This is a genomic window from Paenibacillus intestini (genome assembly GCF_030803945.1).
In the GTDB taxonomy this organism is placed as follows: domain Bacteria; phylum Bacillota; class Bacilli; order Paenibacillales; family Paenibacillaceae; genus Paenibacillus; species Paenibacillus polysaccharolyticus.
Genome location: NZ_JAURUN010000002.1, coordinates 533643 through 557349, shown reverse-complemented (window position 1 = coordinate 557349; position 23707 = coordinate 533643). Strand labels below are relative to the sequence as shown.

Genomic DNA, 23707 nt, shown 5'->3' with positions numbered 1-23707 from the left:
AGCTAAAAAGGAAACCATTCTGTTTAACAAATTTTTTTGGTTTGTTGCATATATTGACAAAAATATATTTATTGCATATTATAACCATATTAAATACATAATTTGTATTTAAATTGTTTTCATTGGAATATATGTGATATAAGTAATCAAATTTGTGAATGGGGAGAGTGTTGTCGAGTGAAAGCAAAAAAATTAGTAACATTTGTACTGGCGTGTTCTATGGTATTCTCCGTAGCGGGAATGGCTATCCTTCCTGTACCGACCGTATCGGCAGCTGATGCTTCCGGTACAACGGCGAGTATGTCCGATATCTTAAAGAATCAGCGCCCCGATGGAGGCTGGAGAAAAGATTACAGTCAGACGTCAGGTGAATGGGCCAAATCAACGATCGATAACAAAGCTACATACTCAGAAATCAGAAGGCTAGCAAGTGAATTCAAAAAAACAAATGATCCGCGATACTCTGCTGCAGCGGTCAAGGGCATCAACTTTTTGCTTAATATGCAGTATTCCAATGGCGGTTGGCCTCAAGTCTATCAAAGTTCCGGCTATCATAAACATATTACCTATAATGATGATGCGATGATTAATGTGATGTACATGCTTGATGAAGTCGCAGGACGTAAGGGGAACTTCTCCTTTATCGACAGTTCTCTTGCAAATCGCAGTAAAAATGCAGTTTCCAAAGGAGTCGATGCTATCCTGAATACCCAGGTGGTATCCGGTGGGAAGTTAACGGCCTGGGGACAACAGCATGATTCCAGTTCACTTAGACCTGCGGGAGCCAGAATCTATGAAGTGCCTTCATTAACGGCAGGTGAAAGCGTGAACATTGTGAAGTTTCTGAAAACGAGACCGGCTAATTCAAGAATCACTGCATCTATCAAAGGTGCCGAAGCCTGGTTTAATAAAGTGAAAATTACAGGATATCGGTATGAGAGAGCGAATGGGGATAGCCGAATTATTGCTGATTCCAGTGCATCACCGATTTGGGCACGTTTCTATGAACTCGGTACGGACAAACCGATCTTTGTGGGACGTGATGGCGTTGTGAAATATAAGCTGAGCGATATAGAAAAGGAAAGAAGAGGCGGTTATGCATGGTACGGCAACTGGCCGTCCAAGCTGTAGAAAATTGTTTATTTAACCAATTTTCTAATAAGTCCACTACTTACGGATATATAAGCTTAATCTGAAGCAGGCCTGATAAGTGCGAATCGGATACATATCTGTTTCGCACTTATTTGGTGATGAATAGTTGTTGACATGTTAAACTACGCGTGGTATATTATTTCTTGTCGCCGATATTAGTTGGAAAGATACAATATATGCGGTCGTGGCGGAATTGGCAGACGCGCACGGTTCAGGTCCGTGTGGGCTAACCCCCCGTGGAGGTTCGAGTCCTCTCGACCGCATTAGATAGAAAAAGACCTCTTAGCAATAGCCTAAGAGGTCTTTTTCTATCTAATGATATAAAGAACAATCAACAGTCTTTAATTACAGTATTGTCTCAAAATAGACGAGTAGAGCAACTTAGGTCTATTCCACATGGGAGCTTGGCTACTTTTTGCCCAGCTAAAAAAGAAAAAGGTTTAGAATTAGATAACTTATGATGCTGCTGTCACCGTAATGTTATCAATGTTGGGTCCCTCTGTACCTGTTGTTACGATTCGGAGTGTATTCGTACCTGAATTCATAGGTACTTGAATTGTTTTTTCACCCCAAGTAGACCAGCTTCCTGTTTGAGTAAAGGGCTCATTACTGAGTACTTTTGTGCCATTAACATAAATATCTAGAGTCCGCGTACCACTTTCCAAAGCGTAACGAAACTTTACATTTTTGGTGCCTGTGATTGTGTTATTGATATCATTCCATTGGATTGCGGAGCCTGTATAAGCGTTGAAGTTAACATATCCAGAACCGGTGAAGCCCGGATAAGCTGTTTCAATGACTGCATCCGTAAGTGTTGTTCCTGTTTCGGCCTCATATGTGGTGCCCGTGCCTACATTGCCGCCACCGTTGCCGCCAGTAATATTAGCAACAAATGTTGTTACACTCTGTGCTGGGAGTTGAGCTGTGAATGCGCCATTGGAAACGTTAATTGGTGCAAGACTTGCCAGATTACGACTGCTGTCTGTTACATATGAAGATACAGTGGACGCATTGCCATTTTGCAACACAAAGCGTTGACTTTTTGCCGAAGTGCTGCGGTTAATGGCTACGATGACGACCTTGTTATCACCTTTGTAAGCGGACACGTAAGTATTTGTATCCGGATTTTTGGAAGCATCTACTCTGACATAGCCTGGGCGAACAAATTTGGAGAAATGGGCCATATTGTATCCGCGCTTACTGATTGTACCGTCTTCCTTCATTGGTCCATATTGCCTGCGGATATACCACCATACATAGGCTTGGAAGTCGCCTTCAACCATGGCATTATGCATGTGGTAGGAGACGTCTAAGGCTTCCGGCCAGCGGTCAGCGGAATTGTTGTCACTGTTTGGATAGTACACTTCGGTCATCCAAAGCTCTTTGCCAGCTCCTTTCTGTTTGAAAAGAGGATAGGCAAAATTGTTGACCTGTGTTCCATACAAATGCGCTCCCAAAATGTCCATGTTAGCAAGTGCCTGTGGATCATTCAGGATTGGGTCGGATATGTTTTTCAGGTATTGGAAGGATTCTGGAGCCATGACTTTGGTACCTTGGATGCTACCTGCATTTTCTTTCATGAAACGCAGGATTTCCTGTGGAGTCCACCAGGTCCAGTCATGGGCATAATCCGGTTCATTTTGAACGGATATGGCATACAGATTCACGCCGTTATTTTTCATAAATGTTACAAAGTCATTCAGATGTTGTGCGTAAGCAGCGTATTTGTCATAACGTAACCGCTTAGCATTGGTATCACCATTTCGATTAAACGTCTCAACCATGCTGCTTGGAGGGTTCCAAGGCGAGGCAAAAACGATAGCTCCCTTTTCAATCGCACGTTTGGCTGTAGCAACTTCAAGAGCCCAATTATTGGGGTTCGGGTCTACCCAGATTCGGAGTACAGAGAATCCTAGCTGATTCTGACCATTTCCGAAAGCGGTTTCACGTTGTGCTGCAGTTAAGTCACCAACCCAAACCGGATGGTTGATACCACCAAAGCCACGGATTACTTGTTTTTCCGAGGATAAGTTGATGTTGGCGTCACTTGCTGCAGATACGTTGGTTGGAGTCAACATTAGGGGGAGGGCAGTTAAGCAGGCTAACAACAGGTTGACTGATTTTTTAAATTTAAACTTCATCTTCAATGTGTTCACTCTCCTCAATATAAGTGACTTGCGAAAGCCTGGACAAGAAAAATAAATTTCTCGGCATAACTTCGAAAAGGGAGGCATCACATCCTCTCAGAAACGATTGGGATAGATCTTTTGACAAAAAAAAGGATTTGTTTTGTAAATTCTACTATATTATTCCTGTAAAAAATACCCGATATATTGCAGTTGTTTGTAATTTTTTATGTTTTTTTGACTCGAATGCTATTTTCATAGGATAACAGCGCTGTTTAAAATTTATGTCAACCGGTTGACATATTGAATCATCAGCGTTTATGATAAAGCTGTATTCAAAATGTAAACGCATTCATAACAAACATCAGGGGGGAAGTTAAGAAATGAAAAAGATGTGGGTACCGTTTGTTGGCGTATTGATACTGATGTTGGTCATTACCGCCTGTTCCTCGGGTAAAACAACGGATTCTTCAGCAAAGGGCTCTGACAAACAGGCTGGAGAGGCTTCAAAAGAGGTGAAATTGACCTTTTTTAACACATCCGCAGAAGTCAACGGTGTTTTTGAGAAATTGTTCAAGACGTATCATGAGCTGCATCCTGAGGTAACCATTGAGCTTATTCCTACCCCGATTGGTGGAGCGCAGCTGGAGAAGTTCCAATCCTTGCTTGCTTCAGGCAATCCGGCAACAATTGCCAATCTGGATGCAGGCACAATCTTGCAATATAAAGACAAATTCCTCAATCTGGATTCGGAAAAGTCAACGTATGAAGGGTTAACGAAGCCTGGTGCGGTAGATGGAGCGCTACTGGATGGTCAGTTTTTGGGTATCCCTTGGACAGCACAGGGGTATGGCCTTTTATACAATAAACGGGTTGTAGAAGAGGCGATGGGTGGCTCTTTTGATCCAAACAGCATTAAAACTCGTGACGATCTGGAAGCTGTTTTCAAAAAAGTAGAGGCGACTGGCAAAGCACCTGTCATGCTTCATGGCGCAGACTGGTCACTTGGAGCGCATTATCTGGGACTTACCTATTCTCTTCAATCGAGCAACGTGGAAGACAATCGTAAGTTCGTGAAGGACTTGGAAAATGGAACTGCGAAGCTCACGGACAATGCTGCATTTAACGGATTAATCGATACCTTCGATCTGCTGAAAAAATACAACGCACGTAGTAAAGATCCACTCGTGGCAGATTACACCAAGGATAGTACGGATTTCGCCAAAGGAGATGCGGCTTTTTATTTCATGGGTGACTGGACATGGGCTGTTATAGGTAATCTGGAAGGCCGCGACAAAGAGTTTGGCATTATCCCTGTTCCGATTAGCAACAACCCTGAAGATTACGGAAATACTCAAGTAGCTTACAGTGAACCGAAACTCTTTGCTATTGATAATTCAGGTTCTACGGAAGAACAACAGACTGCAGCCAAAGCATTCATTCAGTGGATGGTGACGAGTGATGAGGGGCAGGATGCGATTGTAGCGCAAATGGGGTTGGCACTGCCATACAAAGACGTCAAAGTGAAAAGCAGTAACATTTTATCTGAAGCAGTGAGTAGTTACGTAGACCAAGGTAAAGTGTTGAATATCAGTGTGATTAATTATTTACCACAGGATTATTGGGCAAAGACGGGTGCATCTATGCAAAAATATTTGGCTGGTGTAATTGATCGAAATGGACTGGCAGAGGAAGTGCAAGCTTACTGGGCTAGTCAGGCAGGAAAATAGAATTATAAACGTTCGAAAGGGGATGTGCATCCATACAGGGGGCGCATCCTCCATTGTTCCAATCGTTCATCAAATCTTTCGTCAAGCCGTTACCAAGGGAACCACAGGAGGTCAACATGGATAGAAAAATACGGATGAGAAATGCGGGAACCTTCTTACTGTTTGGAGCTCCTTCCGTTGTCGCTTTTCTCGCAGTGGTTGTGATCCCGTTTATCGTTGGATTGTACCTTACATTCACCAATTGGGATGTTCGTACCGGGGATAACACATTTATTGGTATATCCAATTATATCGCGGTTTGGCAGGATACCGTGTTCTGGACTCAATTATGGTTTACCCTTAAATATGTATTTTTCACTGTCATTATCGCAAACGCTGCTGCTTTTTTTATTGCTCTTGTGCTGACGGGTGGTGGGAGAGGCGAGCAATGGCTTCGCACTGGTTTTTTTACACCCAATCTGATTGGGGGCATCATTCTCGGATATCTTTGGCAGACTTTGTTCTCACAAGTACTTCCTTACTTAGGGCAAAAGTATGGCTGGTCCTGGTTTGAAACATCCTGGTTAACCAATACAGACACAGCTTTCTGGGCGCTCGTCATCACAACGTCATGGCAGTTGATTGGTTATCTCATGATCATCTATATTGCCGGCTTTGCCGGGGTTCCGAATGATGTGCTCGAGGCTGCCAGCATCGATGGGGCAAGCCGCATGGCAACGATACGCCGGATCATGTTACCGCTCACCATTCCAGCCATTGTGATCTGTGTATTTATTTCGATTTCCCGTTCGTTTCTGACCTATGATATTAACCTTGCGTTGACCAAAGGAGGGCCGTTTAACTCTACGGAGCTCGCGACTTATCATATCGTGCAAAAGGCATTTCTGTCTAACCAGTACGGGGTCGGCCAAGCGGAGGCTGTGGTGCTCTTCGCCGTAGTCGCCATTATTGCGTTGACGCAATCGTATCTGCTGAAGAGATTGGAGGTCGAGTCCTGATGTCGATCCGCCAATTCCTTCCTTCGTTGAAAAAAATACTGCTATACGTGTTGCTGTTTCTTTTTCTCACGCCGTTTTTGTTGATTATTATGAACTCATTCAAATCGACCCAGCAGTTCGTAGAAAATCCGTTATCGTTGCCAACGGGAATTCAACTGGACAACTATGTCAGTGCATTTGAGAATATGAATTTTCTGGATGGATTTCTGAACTCGTTGCTGATTACCGTCGGCTCCGTGTTGCTGATTCTTTTTTTCTCATCGATGACCGGGTATCTGTTTGTTCGTTTTAAATGGCGTGTGAATGGCATTCTTTTCTATGCGATGCTGGCTTCACTTGCTCTACCGTTTCAAGTTTTAATGATCCCACTGGTGATGTTATACGGCAATATGAGTCTGCTCGACTCCAAAATAACCTTGCTGTTTATGTACCTGGGTTTCGGTGTACCTTTTGGCGTATTTACCTTCCATGGATTTATCAAGGGTATCCCTTATGAACTCGAAGAATCTGCTTTTATCGAAGGGAGTTCGCGTATGCGGACGTTCTTCCAGATTGTGCTTCCCTTGTTAAGGCCGGTATTTGTGACATTAATTGTGCTGGATGTGTTATGGATCTGGAATGACTACTTGCTACCAAGCCTGGTGCTGTTATCGCCGGAGCACAAAACATTACCACTATCTACGTACAATTTCTTCTCGTCCTATTCAGTGGATTATGCGCCGCTCATGGCTGGGTTGATTATGACGATTATTCCGGTACTGATCATGTATTTGCTTCTGCAAAAACAGATTATCAAGGGGATTACAGAGGGGGCACTGAAATAGCACTGAAGTACCAAGAAGTGAACTGGAGTGAAATGGAAAACGATTAAGCTTATAATGGATTAAAAAGAGCAAGGTGGTTAACGGTTATGCCCAAGATTGATGATGTTGCCAAAAAAGCAGGAGTATCGGTTACAACCGTGTCCCGCGTATTAAATAATAGAGGATACATTAGCGAAGAAACGCGCGAAAAGGTCTATCGGGTAATGAAAGAACTTGATTATCAACCCAACGAGATGGCCAGAGCTTTGTTTCGTAAAAAATCGAATATGATTGGTCTGATCATTCCAGATGTATCCCACCCTTTTTTCAGTGAGATGACTTATCATCTGGAGTATTATGCGGACAAGTCTGGATATAAGCTTTTATTGTGCAACTCCAATCGAGATGTTAGTAAAGAAAGCAAATATATTGATATGTTGAAAAAAAACAAGGTGGATGCCATCATTACAGGCAGTTCTGTTCTTGATGTACAGCATTACCTGAATCTGAATCTTCCGATTGTTTCATTGGATCGTGAAGTGGCCGACAACATTCCGGTCGTTTCTTCGGATAACGAGATGGGGGGCAGGCTGGCTACGCAGCTACTCCTTGATAAAAATTGCAGCCAGCCAGCCTTTCTCTATCGAGGGATTGGAGGGCCACACCATGTCGCTTTGCTGGCAAATGGCCGAGCACAAGGATATGAAGCCGTGATGCAGCATGCAGGACTTGAACCGATTCATCTGCAACTGGATGCTTCAGCCGGGGATGAGCAGGAGATTCAAGAGGAGATCATAGGCTTCCTGGAGCAGCATCCAGCCGTTGATGGTATATTTGCGAGCAGTGATGTCATCGCTGCTGAAGCTGTGCAGGCTTCTCGCCAGGCGGGAAAACGTATCCCTGAGGATATGCGAATTATCGGTTATGATGATGTGAAAATCGCTTCTCTGCTCAGTCCACGTCTGAGTAGTATACGGCAGCCAATACAGGAGATGGCTGAACGAATCATCGGCTTGGTTCTACAACAGATTCAGGGAGAAGAAATTGCTTCGGGTACAAACCTGTTCCCAGTCCAGCTGATTGAGCGGGAAACGACATAGAAGGGGTGCTTTCAAGAAAGCACTCTTCTTGTTTGCTATATATGTCAACCGGTTGATATATAAGGTGTAAGCATATCTTTGTTCATTATATTTTTTGTAATAATGTTCTTGTATATATCGATTGTTCAACTTATATCGTTCATGACTATAGCTTCATTAATTAAACATTGGATCGAGACAGGGGGATACAGAATGGATTTTATGAGCAGGGTTGCACCGGAGCTAAGGGCGGGTCTGTTAGGACTTGAGGTTATACAGTTGCCTGAAGACCTGATGAGAGCACGTACAAATGCAGATCTGAATGCATCACAAGTTGATCAGACTTCAGACGCAGTTCAAATCGTAAATGAATATATTCAAGGATCGGATGGAGACGAACTGCAGCTGCGCATTTATACACCTGTACGTGAGAATACACAAGAGAGGCCGGCACTGCTATGGATTCATGGGGGAGGAATGATTCTGGGAAGTCCAGAGGGGGATGACCCGCTCTGTACGGATTTTGCGATTCGAGCAGATTGCATCGTTGTCTCTCCGAATTATCGATTGGCACCGGAACATCCTTATCCTGCAGGGCTTGAGGACTGTTATAGCACACTTCAATGGATGTCAGAAGAAGCCGAAGCACGAGGCATAGATCTGAAGCGTATCGCCGTTGGGGGAGCCAGTGCAGGAGGGGGGCTGGCGGTAGCCCTCACCCTTTTAACAAGAGATCGCAAAGGTCCTGAACTGTGCTTTCAGCTACCGCTGTATCCGATGCTGGATCATCGGAATGGCACATCGTCCAGCTATGAGATGACACATCCTTCGATATGGAATCGGGCGCATAATGTAGCGGCCTGGAAGATGTATCTCGGACACCAATTTAACATTGAAGTTCCTGTATATGCTTCTCCCAGCCTTGCTACCGATCTTACAGGCCTGCCGCCCGCGTATATTTGCGTGGGTGAGCTGGATCTGTTCCGGGATGAGATCTTAGAGTATGTGTCTCGTCTGTCCAGAGCAGGAGTTAAGGTTGAATTTCACTTGTATCCCGGGTGTTATCATGCTTCAGAGCATGTTGCTCCCGAGGCAGAGAGTAGTCAGCTGATTCGAACGGAGTATATTGAGCGTTTAGCTCAGGCGTTAAAACGTGAACCGGAGAGGGCAACCTCTGATTTTTGAAAAAAGTGATCGTCTTAATGAAAGTATTGTACAGCAGATAGCCCTACAATAAAGGAGTCATGTCAGTCAGGTGACAGCTTTTTGAATGAATACCGTGATTGGTTCAGGGAGGAATCAGGATGATTGGGCTGGATGAACGGATGAAACTGGAGGATCGCTTCAATGATCTCTTGGCCATAGGGGAACTGTTAGTAGACATGATATCGAATGAATATGGTGATCATCTGGGTTCTGACGGGTATACGCGTTTTGTTGGAGGCTCACCCTCCAACATTGCCATTAATGTCAATCGGCTGGGTATCCGTTCGCATATCGTCTCAGCTGTAGGGGAGGACGGATTCGGCACTTTTCTGCTGAATCGTCTGGGTGAAGCGGGCATGGATACTCGCGGGGTTCGGCGCGTTAATGAAGCGACAAGCATGGTTGTTGTTAGCAAAAGCAAGGGTACACCTGTCCCGATTTTCTATCGGGCGGCTGATTTTCAACTATCATTTGAGGCAACTCTCGTGGAATGGCTTCACAATTCCAAAATCGTTCATTTCTCTTGCTGGCCGTTATCTCGCCAACCTGCCAGAGAAACCATTGAAAAGGTTATTGTTGAAGCAAGGAAGCATGGTGTATTGATCGGTTTTGATCCCAATTTCCATAAGATGATCTGGCAATCGGGAGAAGATGGTGCGGCTTATGTGCAATCGATTATTCCGCAGGTGGATTTCATTAAACCTTCCAAGGATGATGCAGATCGTCTTTTTGGTGAAGCATCTGCCGAGGAACATCTGAAACATTTTCTAGCGTTAGGGGCACGATTGGTCATTCTGACGTTAGGTGAAGAGGGAGCACTGGTTTCGAATGGTCAAGAAACAGTGGAATTTGCGACCTGTGCAACGAAGGTTGTAGATACTACAGGAGCGGGTGACGCGTTCTGGTCAGGGTTCTATACAGGTCTGGTAAAAGGTTACACAGTTCAGGAAGCATTAAAATCGGGTTTTGCTGTAAGCGCGTACAAATTGAAGTATCACGGTGCAATTGTAGAACTGCCAGCTCTGGGGGCAATCAGAGAACAGTATGGACTGGAAGAGGGGGAGCATTTTGCTTAAAAATCAGGTTCAGTTAATTACCTATCCGGATTCGCTTGGTGGCAATCTGAGTACACTGAATCATTTGCTTCAGAACGAACTGGCTGGTCTGTTTACAGGAGGCGTGCACATTCTGCCGCCTTTTCCTTCATCAGGAGACCGTGGATTCGCTCCATTAACTTATCTGGAGATTGATCCTGCCTTCGGTACATGGGATGACATTCGATCAATAGGCGAACATACGGATATACTGGTTGATCTGATGGTTAACCATATTTCACAGCAGTCGCCTTATTTTCAGGATTTTCTGCTGAAAGGCCGATCATCCGAATATGCCGATCTCTTCTTGACTCTGGATAAGGTTTGGACGGATGGAGTGCCTGTGCAGAAGGATATTGACCAGATGTTTTTGCGTCGTGAGGTACCCTACTCTACGTTTAAAATCCATGAGAGCGGTGAAGAGGAGAAGGTATGGACAACGTTTGGCAAAACAGACCCCTCAGAGCAGATTGATCTGGATATACGTGCGGCGATCACACAGCAACTGCTGCGTTCATTTTTTGAGAACTTCAAAAGTAACAATGTCAAAATTGTGAGACTGGATGCCGTTGGTTATGTTATAAAGAAGCTGGGGACCAGTTGTTTCTTTGTTGAACCGGATATTTACGTTTTCCTTGACTGGGTGAAGTCACTAGCGGACGAACTGGAGATCGAGTTGTTGCCGGAGGTTCACGCCCATTACAGTGTACAGTACAAACTGGCCGATTTTGGCTGCTGGATTTATGATTTTATATTGCCATACCGGGTGCTGGAGACGTTAGTCAACCGCTCAAGCCGGGAATTACGTCATTATCTGGCGGACAGACCTGCCAATCAGTTCACCATGCTGGACTGTCATGACGGCATTCCGGTCAAGCCCGATCTTGATGGACTGATACGCACAGATGAAGCGCAGCGGCTGGTGGATATCTGTCTGGAGCGGGGAGCCAACCTTAGCTTGATTCTGTCAGATAAACATAAGTCAGAGGATGGTTTCAACGTGCATCAGATCAGGTGCACATATTACAGTGCTTTGAACGAGGATGATGATGCTTATCTGGCTGCGCGTGCCATTCAGTTTTTTGTACCAGGCATTCCCCAGGTCTATTATGTCGGACTGTTCGCCGGGAAGAATGATCTGGCACGGGTAGCCGAAACGGGTGAAGGTCGAGAGATTAATCGTCAGAATTACACAATGGATGATATCGAGCAGCAGTTGGACAAAAAAGTGGTGCAGCGTCTTATGGAGTTGATCCGTTTCCGCAACAGCCATCAGGCTTTTCAGGGCGAATTCAGCGTTCTGGATTCTCCGGATAATCAGCTCTGTCTGAACTGGAAGCTGGAAGGGCAACAGTGCAGTCTGACGGTTGACCTCCAAACGTATCAATCCATGATACACTACACGGACCCGTCAGGGCATCTCGAAGCTTATCGGATCTAAACCATAATCAGGAAGGAAATTGCTAAAATGGCTACAGTACAGGTGAACTTTTTCTCAAAAAGCATGCGCAGAGAGGTATCGTTTAATGCTCTGCTACCTTTAGACTTGCCTGTCATTCCGGGTCAGTCCGAAGTAGCGAACGAACAGGAGCCGCTGAAGTCTATATACCTGCTGAATGGATACTCTGGCAGCCAGTGGGACTGGATCACCTTCTCGCGTATTCGCGAGCTTGCTGACCGGCACCGGTTCGCTGTGTTTATGCCGGCAGGTGAAAATCATTTTTATCTGGATGATGAAGATAAGGGGGATCTTTACGGACAATATGTAGGCAAGGAATTGGTAGAATTCACACGCGGGTTATTTCCTCTCTCTATGCGCCGTGAGGACACATATATCGGCGGATTGTCGATGGGAGGGTATGGTGCGATCCGGAATGGTCTGAAATATGCGGAGCATTTCGGTGGCATCATTGCACTCTCCTCGGCGATTCTACCTTACAAAATAGCGAATGCGCAGCCGGGTTACTCTGACGGAGTAGCGGATTATAAATACTTCAGCCGGGTTTTCGGGGATCTGAGCCAGCTGCAAGGTAGTGATAAAGATCCGGAAGCTTTGGTGATGCAGTTAAAGGAAAAGGGCGCGTCGATCCCTGACATTTATATGGCCTGCGGCACCGAGGACTTTTTATTGGATGTGAATCAACGTTTTCGGGATTTCCTGCAACGTGAGCATGTTCCTGTGACCTACACGGAGAGTCCGGGGGTGCATGACTGGGATTTTTGGAATGTCTATATCGCTCTTGCACTGGAATGGGCAGGACAGGGCAGACGGCCTAACGAATAAGCGTTTATCATAGATCTATACCAAGCCTCTGGGGGGTCGTGTGTCATCAGCGACTGTTCAGGGGCTGGTTGATTATCCGGTCAAGCACGGAAGACAAGAGAAGAGGGAACGCATGAAGAGAAAATACTTATTCCGTAACAGAAGCATCGTATTCAGACTGTACACCCAGATCACGGTTATTTTGGTTATTCTCTTCGCAGCTCTTCTTTTGAGCAACATTTATTCGCTCCAAGTGGTTCAGAATCACATCGTTAGCAATTCGGAACACACACTGGCGATCTACACGGAATCTATTCATAATAACCTGGATATCTACGCCAAAGACCTGATGGAGGTGTTCGAGAATCAAGCCGATTTCGCCAGGGACTATGGGGAGCAATATATACGTGCTGGTCACGAAGGGGACTACTTTAAAGAAATGCGGCTGATCAACGCGCTCAAGTCCAAAATGACAAATAATTATGCCAGCGATGGCATGTTTGTTCAAATTGCACGTGATGAAAGACTGCTGACCTTGTTTGGCAATCGGATCAATTCCTCGAATAAACTGGCTTTATCCGACTTTTTGAAGCACCAGAACTGGCGGGACATTCAGATACAGGATCATAAGGATGGTCAGTGGAGTATTGTACAAGTGAACGATGTATTTTATTTGTTCAAATGTATCACGTACGGGGAAGTGAGCTTTGGGACGTTTGTTCAGGCTGATCATTTACTTTCACGCACAAGTCGGGAAGCAGATTCAGCCAGCCAATTTATGTTAAGTGGTCAAGAGGGTCGTATTCTGACAACGGTCAGTGGAAATGTCATGACAATAACAAAGGATTTGGCAGCGACCGAGCAGGAGCTGGGTAGTCGTTACCTTTTTGTGAGCAAACCGATTGCCGAATTCGGTCATATGACCAATATCGTTGCGAAACAAAGTGTATTTTCCGGACTGAAATTAATTCAATGGCTGATCATCGTGCTAGGTGTCGTCTCCATGGTCGTCGTGCCGCTTGTCATGAGATTTATCACCAAGGAGATGCTTCGTCCGATCCTGGAATTGGTCCGAGCTGCCAAAGAAGTTGAAAAAGGACAGACGTTATTCCCTCCTCCTTCCAGAGAGTATTCGCTTGAATTTATGAAACTGTTCCATGCATTTCAATCGATGGTTCATGAGATTACACATCTGAAGATTCAATCCTATGAAGAGAAAATTGAGAAGAGCCGCGCAGAGTTGAAAGTGTTACAGATGCAGATCAGACCTCATTTTTATCTGAATGCTATATCGACGATCTCCAGTCTTACCTATCAAAATCGGAATGAAGAAATTCGGCGTATGATCCAGATGTTATCCCAGCATCTCCGTTATATGTTCAAGGCGGAACAGATGCTTGTCAGTGTTGATGAAGAGATGGGGCATGTTGAAAATTACATTCGTATGCAGGAAATTCGCTACCCGGATCAGATCTTTTATATGACGGACCTGGAAGCGGCAGCGGGTGATATTCGTATTCCGCAACTGTTGATTCAGACATTTGTGGAAAATTGCTTCAAACATGCCCTTACGTATGGAGAAATGTTATCTATTTTTATTCGGGTACACATGGAGCGGACAGCAGATGATGGGGGTTATGTTCAGATCGTGATTGAGGACAACGGTGAAGGATTCCCGCAAGCGTGGCTTCAACAATTCCAAACATCCGTAAGGGCGGGGGATGAAGGTGAGCACGTAGGCATCGCAAATATTCATAAAACGTTGCAGTTATTATACAAACAGGATAATTTGCTGGTGCTGTCGAGCGGAGGGGAATCTTCAGGAGCCAAAATCGAAATACGGATACCTGTCTCCAACGAAACGAATCCGGTGTCCATTTCTGAGTCTAGCATGTGAGTGGGGGGAGCTTAATGAGGTGCATGTTGATTGACGACGATATCCCTACGGTTCAGGTGTTAACAGAACTTATCCCTTGGACAGCATATGGTTTTAACGAATTATCACAGGCTCACTGTGTTCAGGATGCACAGACGTTGTTTGCCGCAGGTATTCCCGATTTGGTCATTTGTGACATTGAGATGCCGAGAGGTTCGGGAATTGAGATGATTCAGTGGATCAGGGAACAAGGATATGACTGTGCATTTATATTTTTTACGTGTCACGAGAGTTTTGACTTTGCTTCCACTGCGATTTCATTTAATGCGGACTCTTATCTGCTCAAACCCTTGAATCAGGAGAAGCTCGAAGCGGCTGTCATGAAGGCGGTGGGTGGATTGAAGTGGAGAAGGCAGATGGGAGAGTATCAGAAATTCGGCATGGCGTGGCTAAAAAATAAAGGACTGGTCGAGGCCAGCTTCTGGACCGATATTCTGATGGCTACCATCTCGCCCCGGCTCGATCTGATTCAGGGGGAGATTCTTAAACGGGAGCTGACGATCAAGACAGAGCAGTCGTATGTGCTGGTGCTTGCAAGTGTATTTTTGTCCGAGATCGATGAAAAATGGAATGAAAGTACATTTCGATATGCATTTGCCAATCTCAGTTCCGAAATTATGCTGTTGCGACTTGAGTATGACCGGATTGTTTCTTATCAGAAAAATAGCATGTTGTATGTTGCTGTTATTTTGGACGAAGATGATACTAGCCAGGTTCAACTAGAAGAACGAGCTACATTGCTGATTCAATTGATGAATGAATACTTGAAATGTATGGGAACCTGTTATATTAGCGAGGCGAAACCGATTAACGAGCTGTCTGGTGTAAAGACAGAACTGGAACGCATGGATCATTCAAATGTGATGTTTCGAGGCAAAGTTCATGGACAGCATACCGTATTTCAACGAGAACAACCGGAACGATATGATCTGGATACAGAGATGTATACCAGCTTGTTTATCGAGCGGGAGAAAGCCCAGATTGTGAACCGGTTGAAAAAAGATTTGGAACAACTCGTTGCCAAAAACCAGCTGCATGCTGAAACGTTGCAAGTGATACGTGAGGATTTCCTTCAAGTGGTTTATGCAATTTTGGCTAAGAAAAACGTACAGGCACATCAGCTGTTTACGGATCAGCTTGCGCAGCAGTTGTATGTTAAATCGGAGCACAGCCTTTTTGATTTTATGAAATGGGCTCACCTTGTCACAGAACGTACAGTCGAAACGATTAAGGAAAGTCAACGTTCGGAAGGCATTGTCGATAAAGCGATGCGTTATATACAAGACAACTACACCAAGGATCTGAATCGTGATGAAGTGGCTGCTAGTGTATTTCTAACGCCGGACTATCTTGCGAAGGTATTCAAACAAGAAACGGGACTAACGATGAAGGAATATCTGAATGACTATCGAATTAAAGCGGCAAAACTTATGTTAATTGAAAGCCGCCTGAGTATCGGACAGATTGCGATGGAAACCGGATACGAAACGATTTCATACTTTTCTACCGTTTTCAAAAAGCTTACAGGAGAAACGCCCAACGCCTACAGATCCAGACAAAGTTATGACCAGGAGAAAAATGGAGTCTAACGTTTGGAATTCAGGGACATTTGCCCATAATGTACGACTCTGCTTCATTTTGAAGCAGGGTTTTTGTTTTAACTGAATTGATGCAAAATTTAAACCGTTTTTACGAAAAAACAGACCGTTTTTGTTAAAGCTGTAATCGCTCCAATTTTATAAAATGAAAACGAATACAAGCACGACATAAGGAGGTCATGAAGCAAGATGAAAACAAAGAGATTATGGGGTTCCCTGCTATCACTGGTGCTTTGCGGTTCTCTTCTGGCGGGATGCGGAACGGAATCTTCATCTTCAAGTGCGCAAGAGGGGAACGGTTCACAGAAGGTGGACAAAGTGGTGTTCGCCATGCCTTCATTTAACCGTATTCCCGATGATATCAGTAAAGTTACAGCCGCAATCAATGCCATTACCGTTCCGAAAATCGGGGTTGAAGTGGATTTCAGACTATATGGTCCGGCTGATTATGCTCAAAAAGTAAATCTTGCACTACAAAGTGGTGAGCAAATGGATGTGTTCACAACGTTGGGGCAATTCACGAACTATGCATCCAAAAACCAGTTATACCCACTGGAGGAACTATTGCCGCAATATGGTAAAGAGTTGACGCGGATTTTGGAAAAGGACTTTGGTCCGAATCTGCTTGAAGCAACCACGATGGACGGACATATTTACGGTGTTCCGGTAAATAAAGGCATGTCGCTGCCAACCAACATCGTATACAATGCCGACATGCTGAAGGAATCCGGTCTTACAGCGGATCAAATGACGTCACTGGATGATCTGCCAGCTGTATTTGAGGCAGTCAAACAAAAACATCCAGACGTGATTCCCTTCGGTCCAGTCAATGTGAATCCAAGTGATACCAATCTCGTTCTGGCGCTTAAAGGGATGCACAAGATCGATTTCCTGTCAGATACAACCGGTATTGGTGTGGTTGTAGGTAATGACGGAAAAGTTCAAAATTTCTATGACACAGATGCATTCAAACAGGGCACCAAGATGATGAGAAATTGGTTTGAAAAAGGGTTTCTAGAGAAAGATGCCGCGACGACATCCATTTCTTTCTCCGATACGATTGCTTCAGGGCGCGGTTTTTCCTTCCTGGGCGGATACAGCGGGATGGAAGCAGCTAAAGCGCTGAGTGCACAAACGGGCAAAAACCTCGAAATGAAACGTCTGGTGCCGTACTACTTTGATACCGGTGCAGTTAATCTGGTGAGCTGGATGGTGTCCAGTACAACCAAAGTTCCCGAAGGCTCCGTCAAGTTTCTGAACATGTTGTATACTGATCAGCAGTTGATTAATACGATTCTGTACGGTATTGAAGGAGAGGACTATGTCAAAGTAGATGAGCATCATGTGAAGTTTCCGGATGGCATGGATGCATCTACCGTTCCGTATACAGCGATGCTGAGCACGGGGATTGTAGGCTCGGAATCATTGCAATACCAGCTGGAGGGCGTTAATTGGTCGGATGTGGAGTTGAAACTGAAGGAGAACAAGGAGACAGAGCGCTCACCGTACTTCGGATTTATCTTTGATCCGAGTGAAGTGAAGACACAAATGAGTGCTGTTACCAATGTGGTCAATCAATTTTTACCTGCGCTTGTAACGGGTGTTCTTGATCCTGATGCGACGATTCCTCAATTCGTAAAAGCATTAAATGATGCGGGAGCTTCGGATATTATTGCGAGCAAACAGAAACAGCTGGATGAGTGGATCGCGCAGCAGAAGAAATAAAACGTGGATGAACGTTTAATGTGGGGCGCTGTATAGCTAAGAAGCATTGCAGCGCTTTGCATTAAGGATGAGAATGGAGCGATGACTGTGAAAACCAAATCCGGAGGGCTCAGAAAAACATTGCCGCTACTGCTGCTCGCTGCTCCTGGTCTGTTATATTTTCTAATCAACAATTATTTGCCAATGACCGGTATCTTTATCGCATTCAAAGATGTGAACTATGCCAAGGGCATATTCGGAAGTGATTGGGTAGGCTTTGATAATTTCAAATTTTTATTTCAGACGAGTGATGCCTGGATTATGACTCGCAACACTTTGTTATACAATTTGGCGTTTATCGTACTGGGGACGATGCTGTCGATCTTGATTGCAATTCTAATGTCGGAATTGTTAAAAAGCGTTTGGTCTAAGCTGTTCCAGTCGGGACTTGTTTTACCTAACCTGATTTCGATGGTGGTTCTGTCCTATATCGTGTTTGCCTTCCTGAATGCAGACAGCGGTTTTATTAACAATTCAATATTGAAACCCCTTGGTATTCCAGAGATTAACTGGTATTCCGAGGCCGAGTATTGGCCCTATCTGCTCGTGTTTATACAATTGTGGAAAACAGCCGGCTACGGTTCAATTGTGTATATCGCCTTTATCTCCGGGATTGACAAAAGTATCTATGAAGCGGCCAAGATCGACGGGGCAGGCAAACTCAAGCAGATTCGCATGATTACGCTACCTTTATTGAAGCCAACCATTATTATACTGACCCTGATGTCCATTGGGCGCATATTCAACTCCGACTTCGGCTTGTTCTATCAGGTGCCGATGAATGCCGGAGCGCTGTACAGCACAACGCAGACCATTGATACGTATGTGTACCGGGCGCTAATGCAGGTCAATGATATTGGGATGTCAGCCGCTGCTGGCTTGTATCAATCGGTTGTGGGATTCATATTGGTCATGGCTGCGAATGCAATTGTCAAAAAGGTAAATCCTGAAAATGCATTATTTTAGGGGGAAACACGAGTGATACAAACTAAAGGTGAACGCGCTTTTCATGTGTTTTCCATCGTCGCTATGGTTATGTTTACGTTACTGGCATTTCTACCATTTATGCTGATCATCATGGCATCCTTTACGGAAGAGTCCTCGTTAATTCGTAACGGTTACAGTTTCTTTCCTGAAAAAATGAGCGTGGATGCTTATGTATACATGTGGTCTTCTGCTTCTACATTTGTGCGGGCGTACGGTGTATCTTTTCTTGTTACTACATTGGGAACGGCACTTGGGTTGTTAATTACAAGCATGCTGGCTTACCCGATGTCGCGCCAGGATTTCAAATATCGCAATGTGCTGGCGTTCATTGTATTTTTCACGATGCTGTTCAGCGGAGGAATTGTACCTTCCTACATTCTGTGGACGAAATACTTTCAGATCAAAGATACACTGGCCGCCCTGATTATCCCGAATCTATTAACGAATGGATTTTATGTACTGCTTATTCGAAATTTTTATAAAAATAATGTACCTGTTGAATTGATCGAATCGGCTCAGATTGATGGAGCTTCAGAGCTCCGTATTTTCTACCGTATGATGCTTCCTCTGTCTGTACCCGTACTGGCAACAGTCGGACTGTTTATGGGACTGGCGTATTGGAATGACTGGATTAACGCCCTTTATTTTATTACGAAGCCCCAGTACTATGGAATACAAAACATGCTGATTCGTCTGATGAATAACATTCAGTTTCTCAAGTCAGGTCAGGCCAGCAGTATGCTTGGGGCCAATGCTGCTGATCTGCCAAGTACGGCAGTCCGCATGGCGATGGCGATTATCGGTATATTGCCTATTCTGGTCGTATTTCCTTTCCTTCAGAAGTACCTGACCAAAGGTATCATTGTGGGTGCAGTTAAAGGTTGATAACCATTTTAAAATGTAGGGGGAATCCACGTGAATGTACAGCAAGTGATGGAGACGGTTATGCAGGATTCCTGTGGAGATCAGCGTCTATCACCAACGGGCGATGTTCTTGTTACAGGAGAAGCGGACACTGTAGTGACAGGCATTGTGACGACGTATATGGCAACGGTCGAGGTTATTCGGCAGGCTCATGCAGCAGGAGCTAATCTGATTATTACACATGAGCCTACCTTTTATACCGGGGCAGATCAGCTCGACTGGATACAGCAAGATCCGGTATATGAAGCCAAGCGCAAGCTTATTGAGGATTACGGCATGGCGATCTGGAGATATCACGATTATATGCACATGGCGAAGCCGGATCGAATCTATACCGGTCTGATTCGAGAGCTGGGCTGGGAGTCAAATCAGGTTGATTATGCTTTTCCGTGGATTTATGAGATTGAACCCATGCAGCTTCGCGATCTGGCCGAAGAATTAAAGGGAAAGCTAAAGATAAATGTATTGCAGGTCGTGGGCAGCCAGGATATGACATGTTCCCGTATCGGAATCCTTGTTGGAGGCGGAAGCCTCGGATTAGGCAAAGAATCGATGCCGATGGAACTCATGAAAGAGCAACAACTGGACGTCATGATCTGCGGCGAGATTACGGAATGGACGTTGTGTGCATATGTTAATGATGCATCAATGCTTGGGTTAAACAAGGCTATGTTAGTCATTGGTCATGAACGAAGCGAAGAATGGGGAATGAAACATATGGCGGAATGGTTACAGCCGCTCGTTGGGGATATTCCGGTTCATTTTATCGATGCAAAAGAACCGTTCCTATATTTGTAACACAATCAACAACATTCAGATGCTCCTAGAATGAATTGGGAAAGGGAGCTTACATAGAACTGCGTCTGAAATCAAACAATGAGAACACCACGTTTGAAGGAGGCTGCAGGATATGATACGAAATCAAGCGAAACAGGGATATTCGGTTAAAATAAGGTTTCAAATGCGGATCTTCCTGTGTTTCATCATAGCTGTTATTGGAGCAGGAGGAACTGGGGTTTCTGCCAGGCCAGCCATGTTACCGGAGCCGGCTTCATCATCATCTCAGTTCAATCGAATGGCCATCATCATCGATGATGTGGGCAACGATATGAAGGGCACAGCAGAAATTCTCGATATGCCTGTGAAGCTGACTGTGGCTGTGATGCCTTTTTTGAAAACGACGAAGAAGGATGCGATCGCTGCACATGAGAAAGGCATGGATGTAATTGTGCATATGCCGATGGAACCCAAGAAAGGCAAGCCGGAGTGGCTTGGCCCAGGGGCAATTACATCCAATCTGACAGATGAGCAGGTTCGCCAGCGGGTTGAGAAGGCAATTGATGATGTGCCTTATGCCATCGGCATGAACAACCATATGGGTTCTAAAATCACATCGGATAAACGCATTATGTCCATTGTACTGGATGTATGCCTGGAACGCGGCCTCTTCTTTGTGGATAGCCGTACGAATTTTCGTTCCGTGGTTGGCGATCTTGCCATAGCCAAAAACATGCCGCTTGTGGGCAATGACATTTTTTTGGATGATCAAAATTCAAAGGCACATATTCGCAAGCAACTTGATTTGGCTGCTCAGCGAGCAGTTGAGAAGAAAAGCTGTGTTGTCATTGGTCATGTCGGTCATACAGGCATGAATACTTCGGCAGTGATACGGGAGTCGGTCTCCCGCCTGCAGAATCAAGTTCAGTTTGTAGGAATCGGTGATATGGTAAGGGATGTATGGCACTGGCAGGCCGCACCTACACTACCGACAGATAATAAATAATACCATCCGTAATCGACTGTGCAATTCGCTTTTGCTCTGTCGGGTCACTGATTCTGGCCCGGTCGGCTGGATTGCTTAAAAACCCGGTCTCCACAATGACTGCCGGATGTTTCACATAATTTAGCATGTAAAACGGTTTGCCCCAGACCACTTCACGGTGTGTACCGCACAATTGGTTCATGGCATCCTGTATCGATTGTGCCAGCAGATAACTGCGTCCCTCTTTCTGATGAAGCACTACCGGACCGTGCGTAGCTGAACGAGGGCTCCAGTTCGCATGAATGCTAACGACGATATCGGTGCTGACTTCCTCACTAAGGCTTTTGCGCTGTGCGAGATCCCTGATGTGACGTGAGCGACTGTTTAACCAACGGTTCTCATCACTAAGTGCGTAATCACCTAGACGGTTAATGATGACGGTGTAACCTTTGCCGCGAAGCAGTAAGTATATCTTTTGACTGATCGCTAAATTAATGTCTTTTTCCAGAACACCTGCTTCGGATGTTCCTCCGTCAATACCTCCGTGGCCAACATCCAGCAGGATAACGGGTGCCGCAAAAGCATGATGACTTGAATGATAGGAATCGCCATCGGTAATTGGCATGATCGACGGCCGATAGGCAGATGGATCGTGACGAGTCAGTGTAGAAGCAGAGGAGAAACCGGTCATAGAATAAACACTAATCAGCAGGGCTATAGAAGTTGTCAGAAGTAGCTTAAACATCGAATTATACACTCCTTCAAAATATAAGTGTTGAAGCGAAAAAGGCAGGATGGATACCTTTGGCATTAGACTGTGCATTTTAGATCATTTCATACGCTATTTGCACAAAAAAATGTTTAGTTCAATCACGTCTTGCGCACAATAGGGATAACGTTAGATCACGGATGTGCGGAAGAAGAGGAGGCTGCTTTATGGCTAAAAGTGATGAACTGGTTAAATATATTACGCAACGTGTTGTACATTACATCGACACGCCGAAGGATGAGCGAAAGGAACGGAGAGCACAAAGCAGAAGGAGAGAGCCCTGGTCCATGAAATGGTTTGGCATGATTCCATTTGCGGTATCCTTATGGGTAGACAAGAAGAAACGAAGATCAAAGAAGAGTTGAACCGCTTCCTTAAAAAAGATGAACACGAGTGCCAATTCAAGAAGACGCAATCCTGTATTAGGATGCGTCTTTTTATGAGTCATTTTGAGTTATAAAAAAGATTATGAGTGCATGTGCTAAGAATTAAACTTGTAGAAATGTCCATCATGCAAAAGCTTGTTCAAGGGAATGAAGCGTTGTGTGGAGTTGTAACCACCAAGACCAACGTAAAGATCAAACGTTGAACCTGCAATACTCCATATCTGGTATCCGCTTACTGGCAAAGGACCACCATAGAACAGATTCCATTCTTCTGCTGAGAAGACAAGGGCTTCACTATGGTTCTGCTGAAGCTGTTGCTTCACTTGAGAGGGTTGCAGAGGTTCAGATATCAGCCAGGTTAGTTGAGATGAAGGGTCAAAAGCAGGCTGTAGAATAACAGGACTCGTATGAAATCTTGTTGGTTCAGGTATGGCTATCTGTTGTTGCAACTCCTTCAAGTTGAAAAAATTCGTTCCAGAGCCAGTCTCTACACGTTCTAACCGATTAGCCGGCAACAAGTCTCCATTGGATGCATCAATGTACATCGCGGGATGATTTACACGTTCCACTTTCCAATAAGCCAAAAGAGGAGCAGCATATCGACGTGTAATCTTATCACCAGCAGTTTGTAATATTTTCATATTCAAACCCTGTCGTTCCAGAGCCTGTCCTAGTAGCTCGTTATTATATAGTGCTTGTTCTCCCTGACCATACTCACTGAGAAGGAGCTCCCCTTGCGGAGTTGTGGAAATAATCATATATCCAACGGGCTTGTCCTGAATGCTGGCATGCACAAACCAGCCATGGTTACCTGGCCCTAATGGATAATATTCAAGCTTCGCTGCAAGCCAATCTGGATTGGAGGTACCAAGTGCGCTCACTTGCAGTTGCGCGAATTGCTCTACAGAAGCGGGTGCAAACCTGTTAGTTGTTGCCGCTGCATGAGCCGTCGGCCAGATGGAGAGAAGAGCAAAGCAGATGATCATGCTCAAGAAGATCGATAGGCAATGCCCGATATTTCGTCGTTTTGACCGGGGCCGTTTTTTCATCGTAAACACCTTCTTCCTGACTTCATTGTAGAGGATAGGGGGTGCAAAGGGTGCTGCAACCTGTCGGTTCAACGGTTATGA

The 23707-nt window shown here is 44.9% G+C and carries 20 protein-coding genes and 1 tRNA gene; 18 read left to right on the top strand and 3 right to left on the bottom strand.

What is annotated here, in order from left to right; translation table 11 throughout:
• The first annotated feature begins 177 nt into the window (after window positions 1-177).
• The gene (pelA, locus tag J2T16_RS07645; RefSeq protein ID WP_244159453.1) at window positions 178-1131 is read left to right on the top strand and encodes a pectate lyase; all 954 of its coding nucleotides are present in this window, start codon (window positions 178-180) and stop codon (window positions 1129-1131) included.
• 199 nt (window positions 1132-1330) lie between these two features.
• Window positions 1331-1415 (top strand) — tRNA-Leu (locus J2T16_RS07640).
• A 192-nt stretch (window positions 1416-1607) separates the two neighbouring features.
• On the opposite strand, the gene xynC is transcribed toward J2T16_RS07640, so the two are convergent.
• Window positions 1608-3293, bottom strand: coding sequence for a glucuronoarabinoxylan endo-1,4-beta-xylanase XynC (gene xynC, locus J2T16_RS07635; RefSeq protein ID WP_154887411.1), 1686 nt, complete (start codon window positions 3291-3293; stop codon window positions 1608-1610).
• 368 nt (window positions 3294-3661) lie between these two features.
• Between xynC and J2T16_RS07630 the strand changes: the two genes are divergently transcribed.
• The 15 genes from J2T16_RS07630 (at window position 3662) to J2T16_RS07560 (ending at window position 21443) form a co-directional block, all read left to right on the top strand.
• Complete coding sequence (locus J2T16_RS07630) at window positions 3662-5008, top strand: extracellular solute-binding protein (RefSeq protein WP_154983991.1); 1347 nt, start codon at window positions 3662-3664, stop codon at window positions 5006-5008.
• 116 nt (window positions 5009-5124) lie between these two features.
• Window positions 5125-6006, top strand: a complete 882-nt coding sequence (locus J2T16_RS07625) for a carbohydrate ABC transporter permease (RefSeq protein ID WP_090924368.1) — start codon at window positions 5125-5127, stop codon at window positions 6004-6006.
• On the top strand, window positions 6006-6830 hold the full coding sequence (locus J2T16_RS07620) for a carbohydrate ABC transporter permease (RefSeq protein ID WP_154983989.1): 825 nt from the start codon (window positions 6006-6008) through the stop codon (window positions 6828-6830). Before J2T16_RS07625 ends, J2T16_RS07620 begins: the two co-directional genes overlap by 1 nt.
• An 86-nt stretch (window positions 6831-6916) precedes the next feature.
• Complete coding sequence (locus J2T16_RS07615; protein ID WP_154983988.1) at window positions 6917-7909, top strand: substrate-binding domain-containing protein; 993 nt, start codon at window positions 6917-6919, stop codon at window positions 7907-7909.
• 192 nt (window positions 7910-8101) lie between these two features.
• Window positions 8102-9073 carry an alpha/beta hydrolase gene (locus J2T16_RS07610; protein WP_336122317.1) on the top strand — a complete coding sequence of 324 codons (972 nt, stop codon included), beginning with the start codon at window positions 8102-8104 and terminating at the stop codon, window positions 9071-9073.
• Window positions 9074-9192: 119 nt separating this feature from the next.
• Entirely contained in the window at window positions 9193-10170 is a 978-nt protein-coding gene (locus tag J2T16_RS07605) for a carbohydrate kinase family protein (RefSeq protein WP_336122318.1), read from the top strand.
• A complete protein-coding gene (gene gtfA, locus J2T16_RS07600; RefSeq protein WP_499018192.1) occupies window positions 10160-11629 on the top strand; it encodes a sucrose phosphorylase in 1470 nt (489 codons plus the stop codon). Before J2T16_RS07605 ends, gtfA begins: the two co-directional genes overlap by 11 nt.
• 27 nt (window positions 11630-11656) lie before the next feature.
• Window positions 11657-12472 (top strand): alpha/beta hydrolase, encoded by an 816-nt coding sequence (locus J2T16_RS07595; RefSeq protein WP_499018067.1) that lies wholly within the window; start codon window positions 11657-11659, stop codon window positions 12470-12472.
• Between the two features lie 112 nt (window positions 12473-12584).
• Entirely contained in the window at window positions 12585-14348 is a 1764-nt protein-coding gene (locus J2T16_RS07590) for a sensor histidine kinase (RefSeq protein WP_499018066.1), read from the top strand.
• Between the two features lie 14 nt (window positions 14349-14362).
• Window positions 14363-15976, top strand: coding sequence for a helix-turn-helix domain-containing protein (locus tag J2T16_RS07585; protein WP_499018065.1), 1614 nt, complete (start codon window positions 14363-14365; stop codon window positions 15974-15976).
• Between the two features lie 198 nt (window positions 15977-16174).
• A complete protein-coding gene (locus J2T16_RS07580; RefSeq protein ID WP_336122322.1) occupies window positions 16175-17710 on the top strand; it encodes an ABC transporter substrate-binding protein in 1536 nt (511 codons plus the stop codon).
• 81 nt (window positions 17711-17791) lie between these two features.
• A complete protein-coding gene (locus J2T16_RS07575) occupies window positions 17792-18715 on the top strand; it encodes an ABC transporter permease (protein ID WP_336122323.1) in 924 nt (307 codons plus the stop codon).
• Between the two features lie 12 nt (window positions 18716-18727).
• On the top strand, window positions 18728-19621 hold the full coding sequence (locus J2T16_RS07570; protein WP_154886526.1) for a carbohydrate ABC transporter permease: 894 nt from the start codon (window positions 18728-18730) through the stop codon (window positions 19619-19621).
• 30 nt (window positions 19622-19651) lie between these two features.
• Window positions 19652-20458 carry a Nif3-like dinuclear metal center hexameric protein gene (locus J2T16_RS07565; RefSeq protein WP_336122324.1) on the top strand — a complete coding sequence of 269 codons (807 nt, stop codon included), beginning with the start codon at window positions 19652-19654 and terminating at the stop codon, window positions 20456-20458.
• Between the two features lie 112 nt (window positions 20459-20570).
• A complete protein-coding gene (locus tag J2T16_RS07560) occupies window positions 20571-21443 on the top strand; it encodes a divergent polysaccharide deacetylase family protein (protein WP_499018063.1) in 873 nt (290 codons plus the stop codon).
• On the opposite strand, the gene J2T16_RS07555 is transcribed toward J2T16_RS07560, so the two are convergent.
• The gene (locus J2T16_RS07555; RefSeq protein ID WP_464680723.1) at window positions 21418-22167 is read right to left on the bottom strand and encodes an N-acetylmuramoyl-L-alanine amidase family protein; all 750 of its coding nucleotides are present in this window, start codon (window positions 22165-22167) and stop codon (window positions 21418-21420) included. The two genes, J2T16_RS07560 and J2T16_RS07555, sit on opposite strands and share 26 nt — an antisense overlap.
• 191 nt (window positions 22168-22358) lie before the next feature.
• Between J2T16_RS07555 and J2T16_RS07550 the strand changes: the two genes are divergently transcribed.
• On the top strand, window positions 22359-22556 hold the full coding sequence (locus tag J2T16_RS07550) for a YqzE family protein (RefSeq protein WP_221786543.1): 198 nt from the start codon (window positions 22359-22361) through the stop codon (window positions 22554-22556).
• A 116-nt stretch (window positions 22557-22672) separates the two neighbouring features.
• Here J2T16_RS07550 and J2T16_RS07545 read toward each other — a convergent pair whose 3' ends face one another.
• Window positions 22673-23626 carry a hypothetical protein gene (locus tag J2T16_RS07545; protein WP_499018062.1) on the bottom strand — a complete coding sequence of 318 codons (954 nt, stop codon included), beginning with the start codon at window positions 23624-23626 and terminating at the stop codon, window positions 22673-22675.
• Between the last annotated feature and the right edge of the window lie 81 nt (window positions 23627-23707).

Bases quoted from the DNA above. Each gene is read 5' to 3' on its own strand.
- xynC (WP_154887411.1), bottom strand. From the start codon at position 3,293: ATGAAGTTTAAATTTAAAAAATCAGTCAACCTGTTGTTAGCCTGCTTA.
- J2T16_RS07630 (WP_154983991.1), top strand. From the start codon at position 3,662: ATGAAAAAGATGTGGGTACCGTTTGTTGGCGTATTGATACTGATGTTG.
- J2T16_RS07625 (WP_090924368.1), top strand. From the start codon at position 5,125: ATGGATAGAAAAATACGGATGAGAAATGCGGGAACCTTCTTACTGTTT.
- J2T16_RS07620 (WP_154983989.1), top strand. From the start codon at position 6,006: ATGTCGATCCGCCAATTCCTTCCTTCGTTGAAAAAAATACTGCTATAC.
- J2T16_RS07615 (WP_154983988.1), top strand. From the start codon at position 6,917: ATGCCCAAGATTGATGATGTTGCCAAAAAAGCAGGAGTATCGGTTACA.
- J2T16_RS07610 (WP_336122317.1), top strand. From the start codon at position 8,102: ATGGATTTTATGAGCAGGGTTGCACCGGAGCTAAGGGCGGGTCTGTTA.
- J2T16_RS07605 (WP_336122318.1), top strand. From the start codon at position 9,193: ATGATTGGGCTGGATGAACGGATGAAACTGGAGGATCGCTTCAATGAT.
- J2T16_RS07595 (WP_499018067.1), top strand. From the start codon at position 11,657: ATGGCTACAGTACAGGTGAACTTTTTCTCAAAAAGCATGCGCAGAGAG.
- J2T16_RS07590 (WP_499018066.1), top strand. From the start codon at position 12,585: ATGAAGAGAAAATACTTATTCCGTAACAGAAGCATCGTATTCAGACTG.
- J2T16_RS07585 (WP_499018065.1), top strand. From the start codon at position 14,363: ATGAGGTGCATGTTGATTGACGACGATATCCCTACGGTTCAGGTGTTA.
- J2T16_RS07580 (WP_336122322.1), top strand. From the start codon at position 16,175: ATGAAAACAAAGAGATTATGGGGTTCCCTGCTATCACTGGTGCTTTGC.
- J2T16_RS07575 (WP_336122323.1), top strand. From the start codon at position 17,792: ATGACTGTGAAAACCAAATCCGGAGGGCTCAGAAAAACATTGCCGCTA.
- J2T16_RS07560 (WP_499018063.1), top strand. From the start codon at position 20,571: ATGATACGAAATCAAGCGAAACAGGGATATTCGGTTAAAATAAGGTTT.
- J2T16_RS07555 (WP_464680723.1), bottom strand. From the start codon at position 22,167: ATGTTTAAGCTACTTCTGACAACTTCTATAGCCCTGCTGATTAGTGTT.
- J2T16_RS07550 (WP_221786543.1), top strand. From the start codon at position 22,359: ATGGCTAAAAGTGATGAACTGGTTAAATATATTACGCAACGTGTTGTA.
- J2T16_RS07545 (WP_499018062.1), bottom strand. From the start codon at position 23,626: ATGAAAAAACGGCCCCGGTCAAAACGACGAAATATCGGGCATTGCCTA.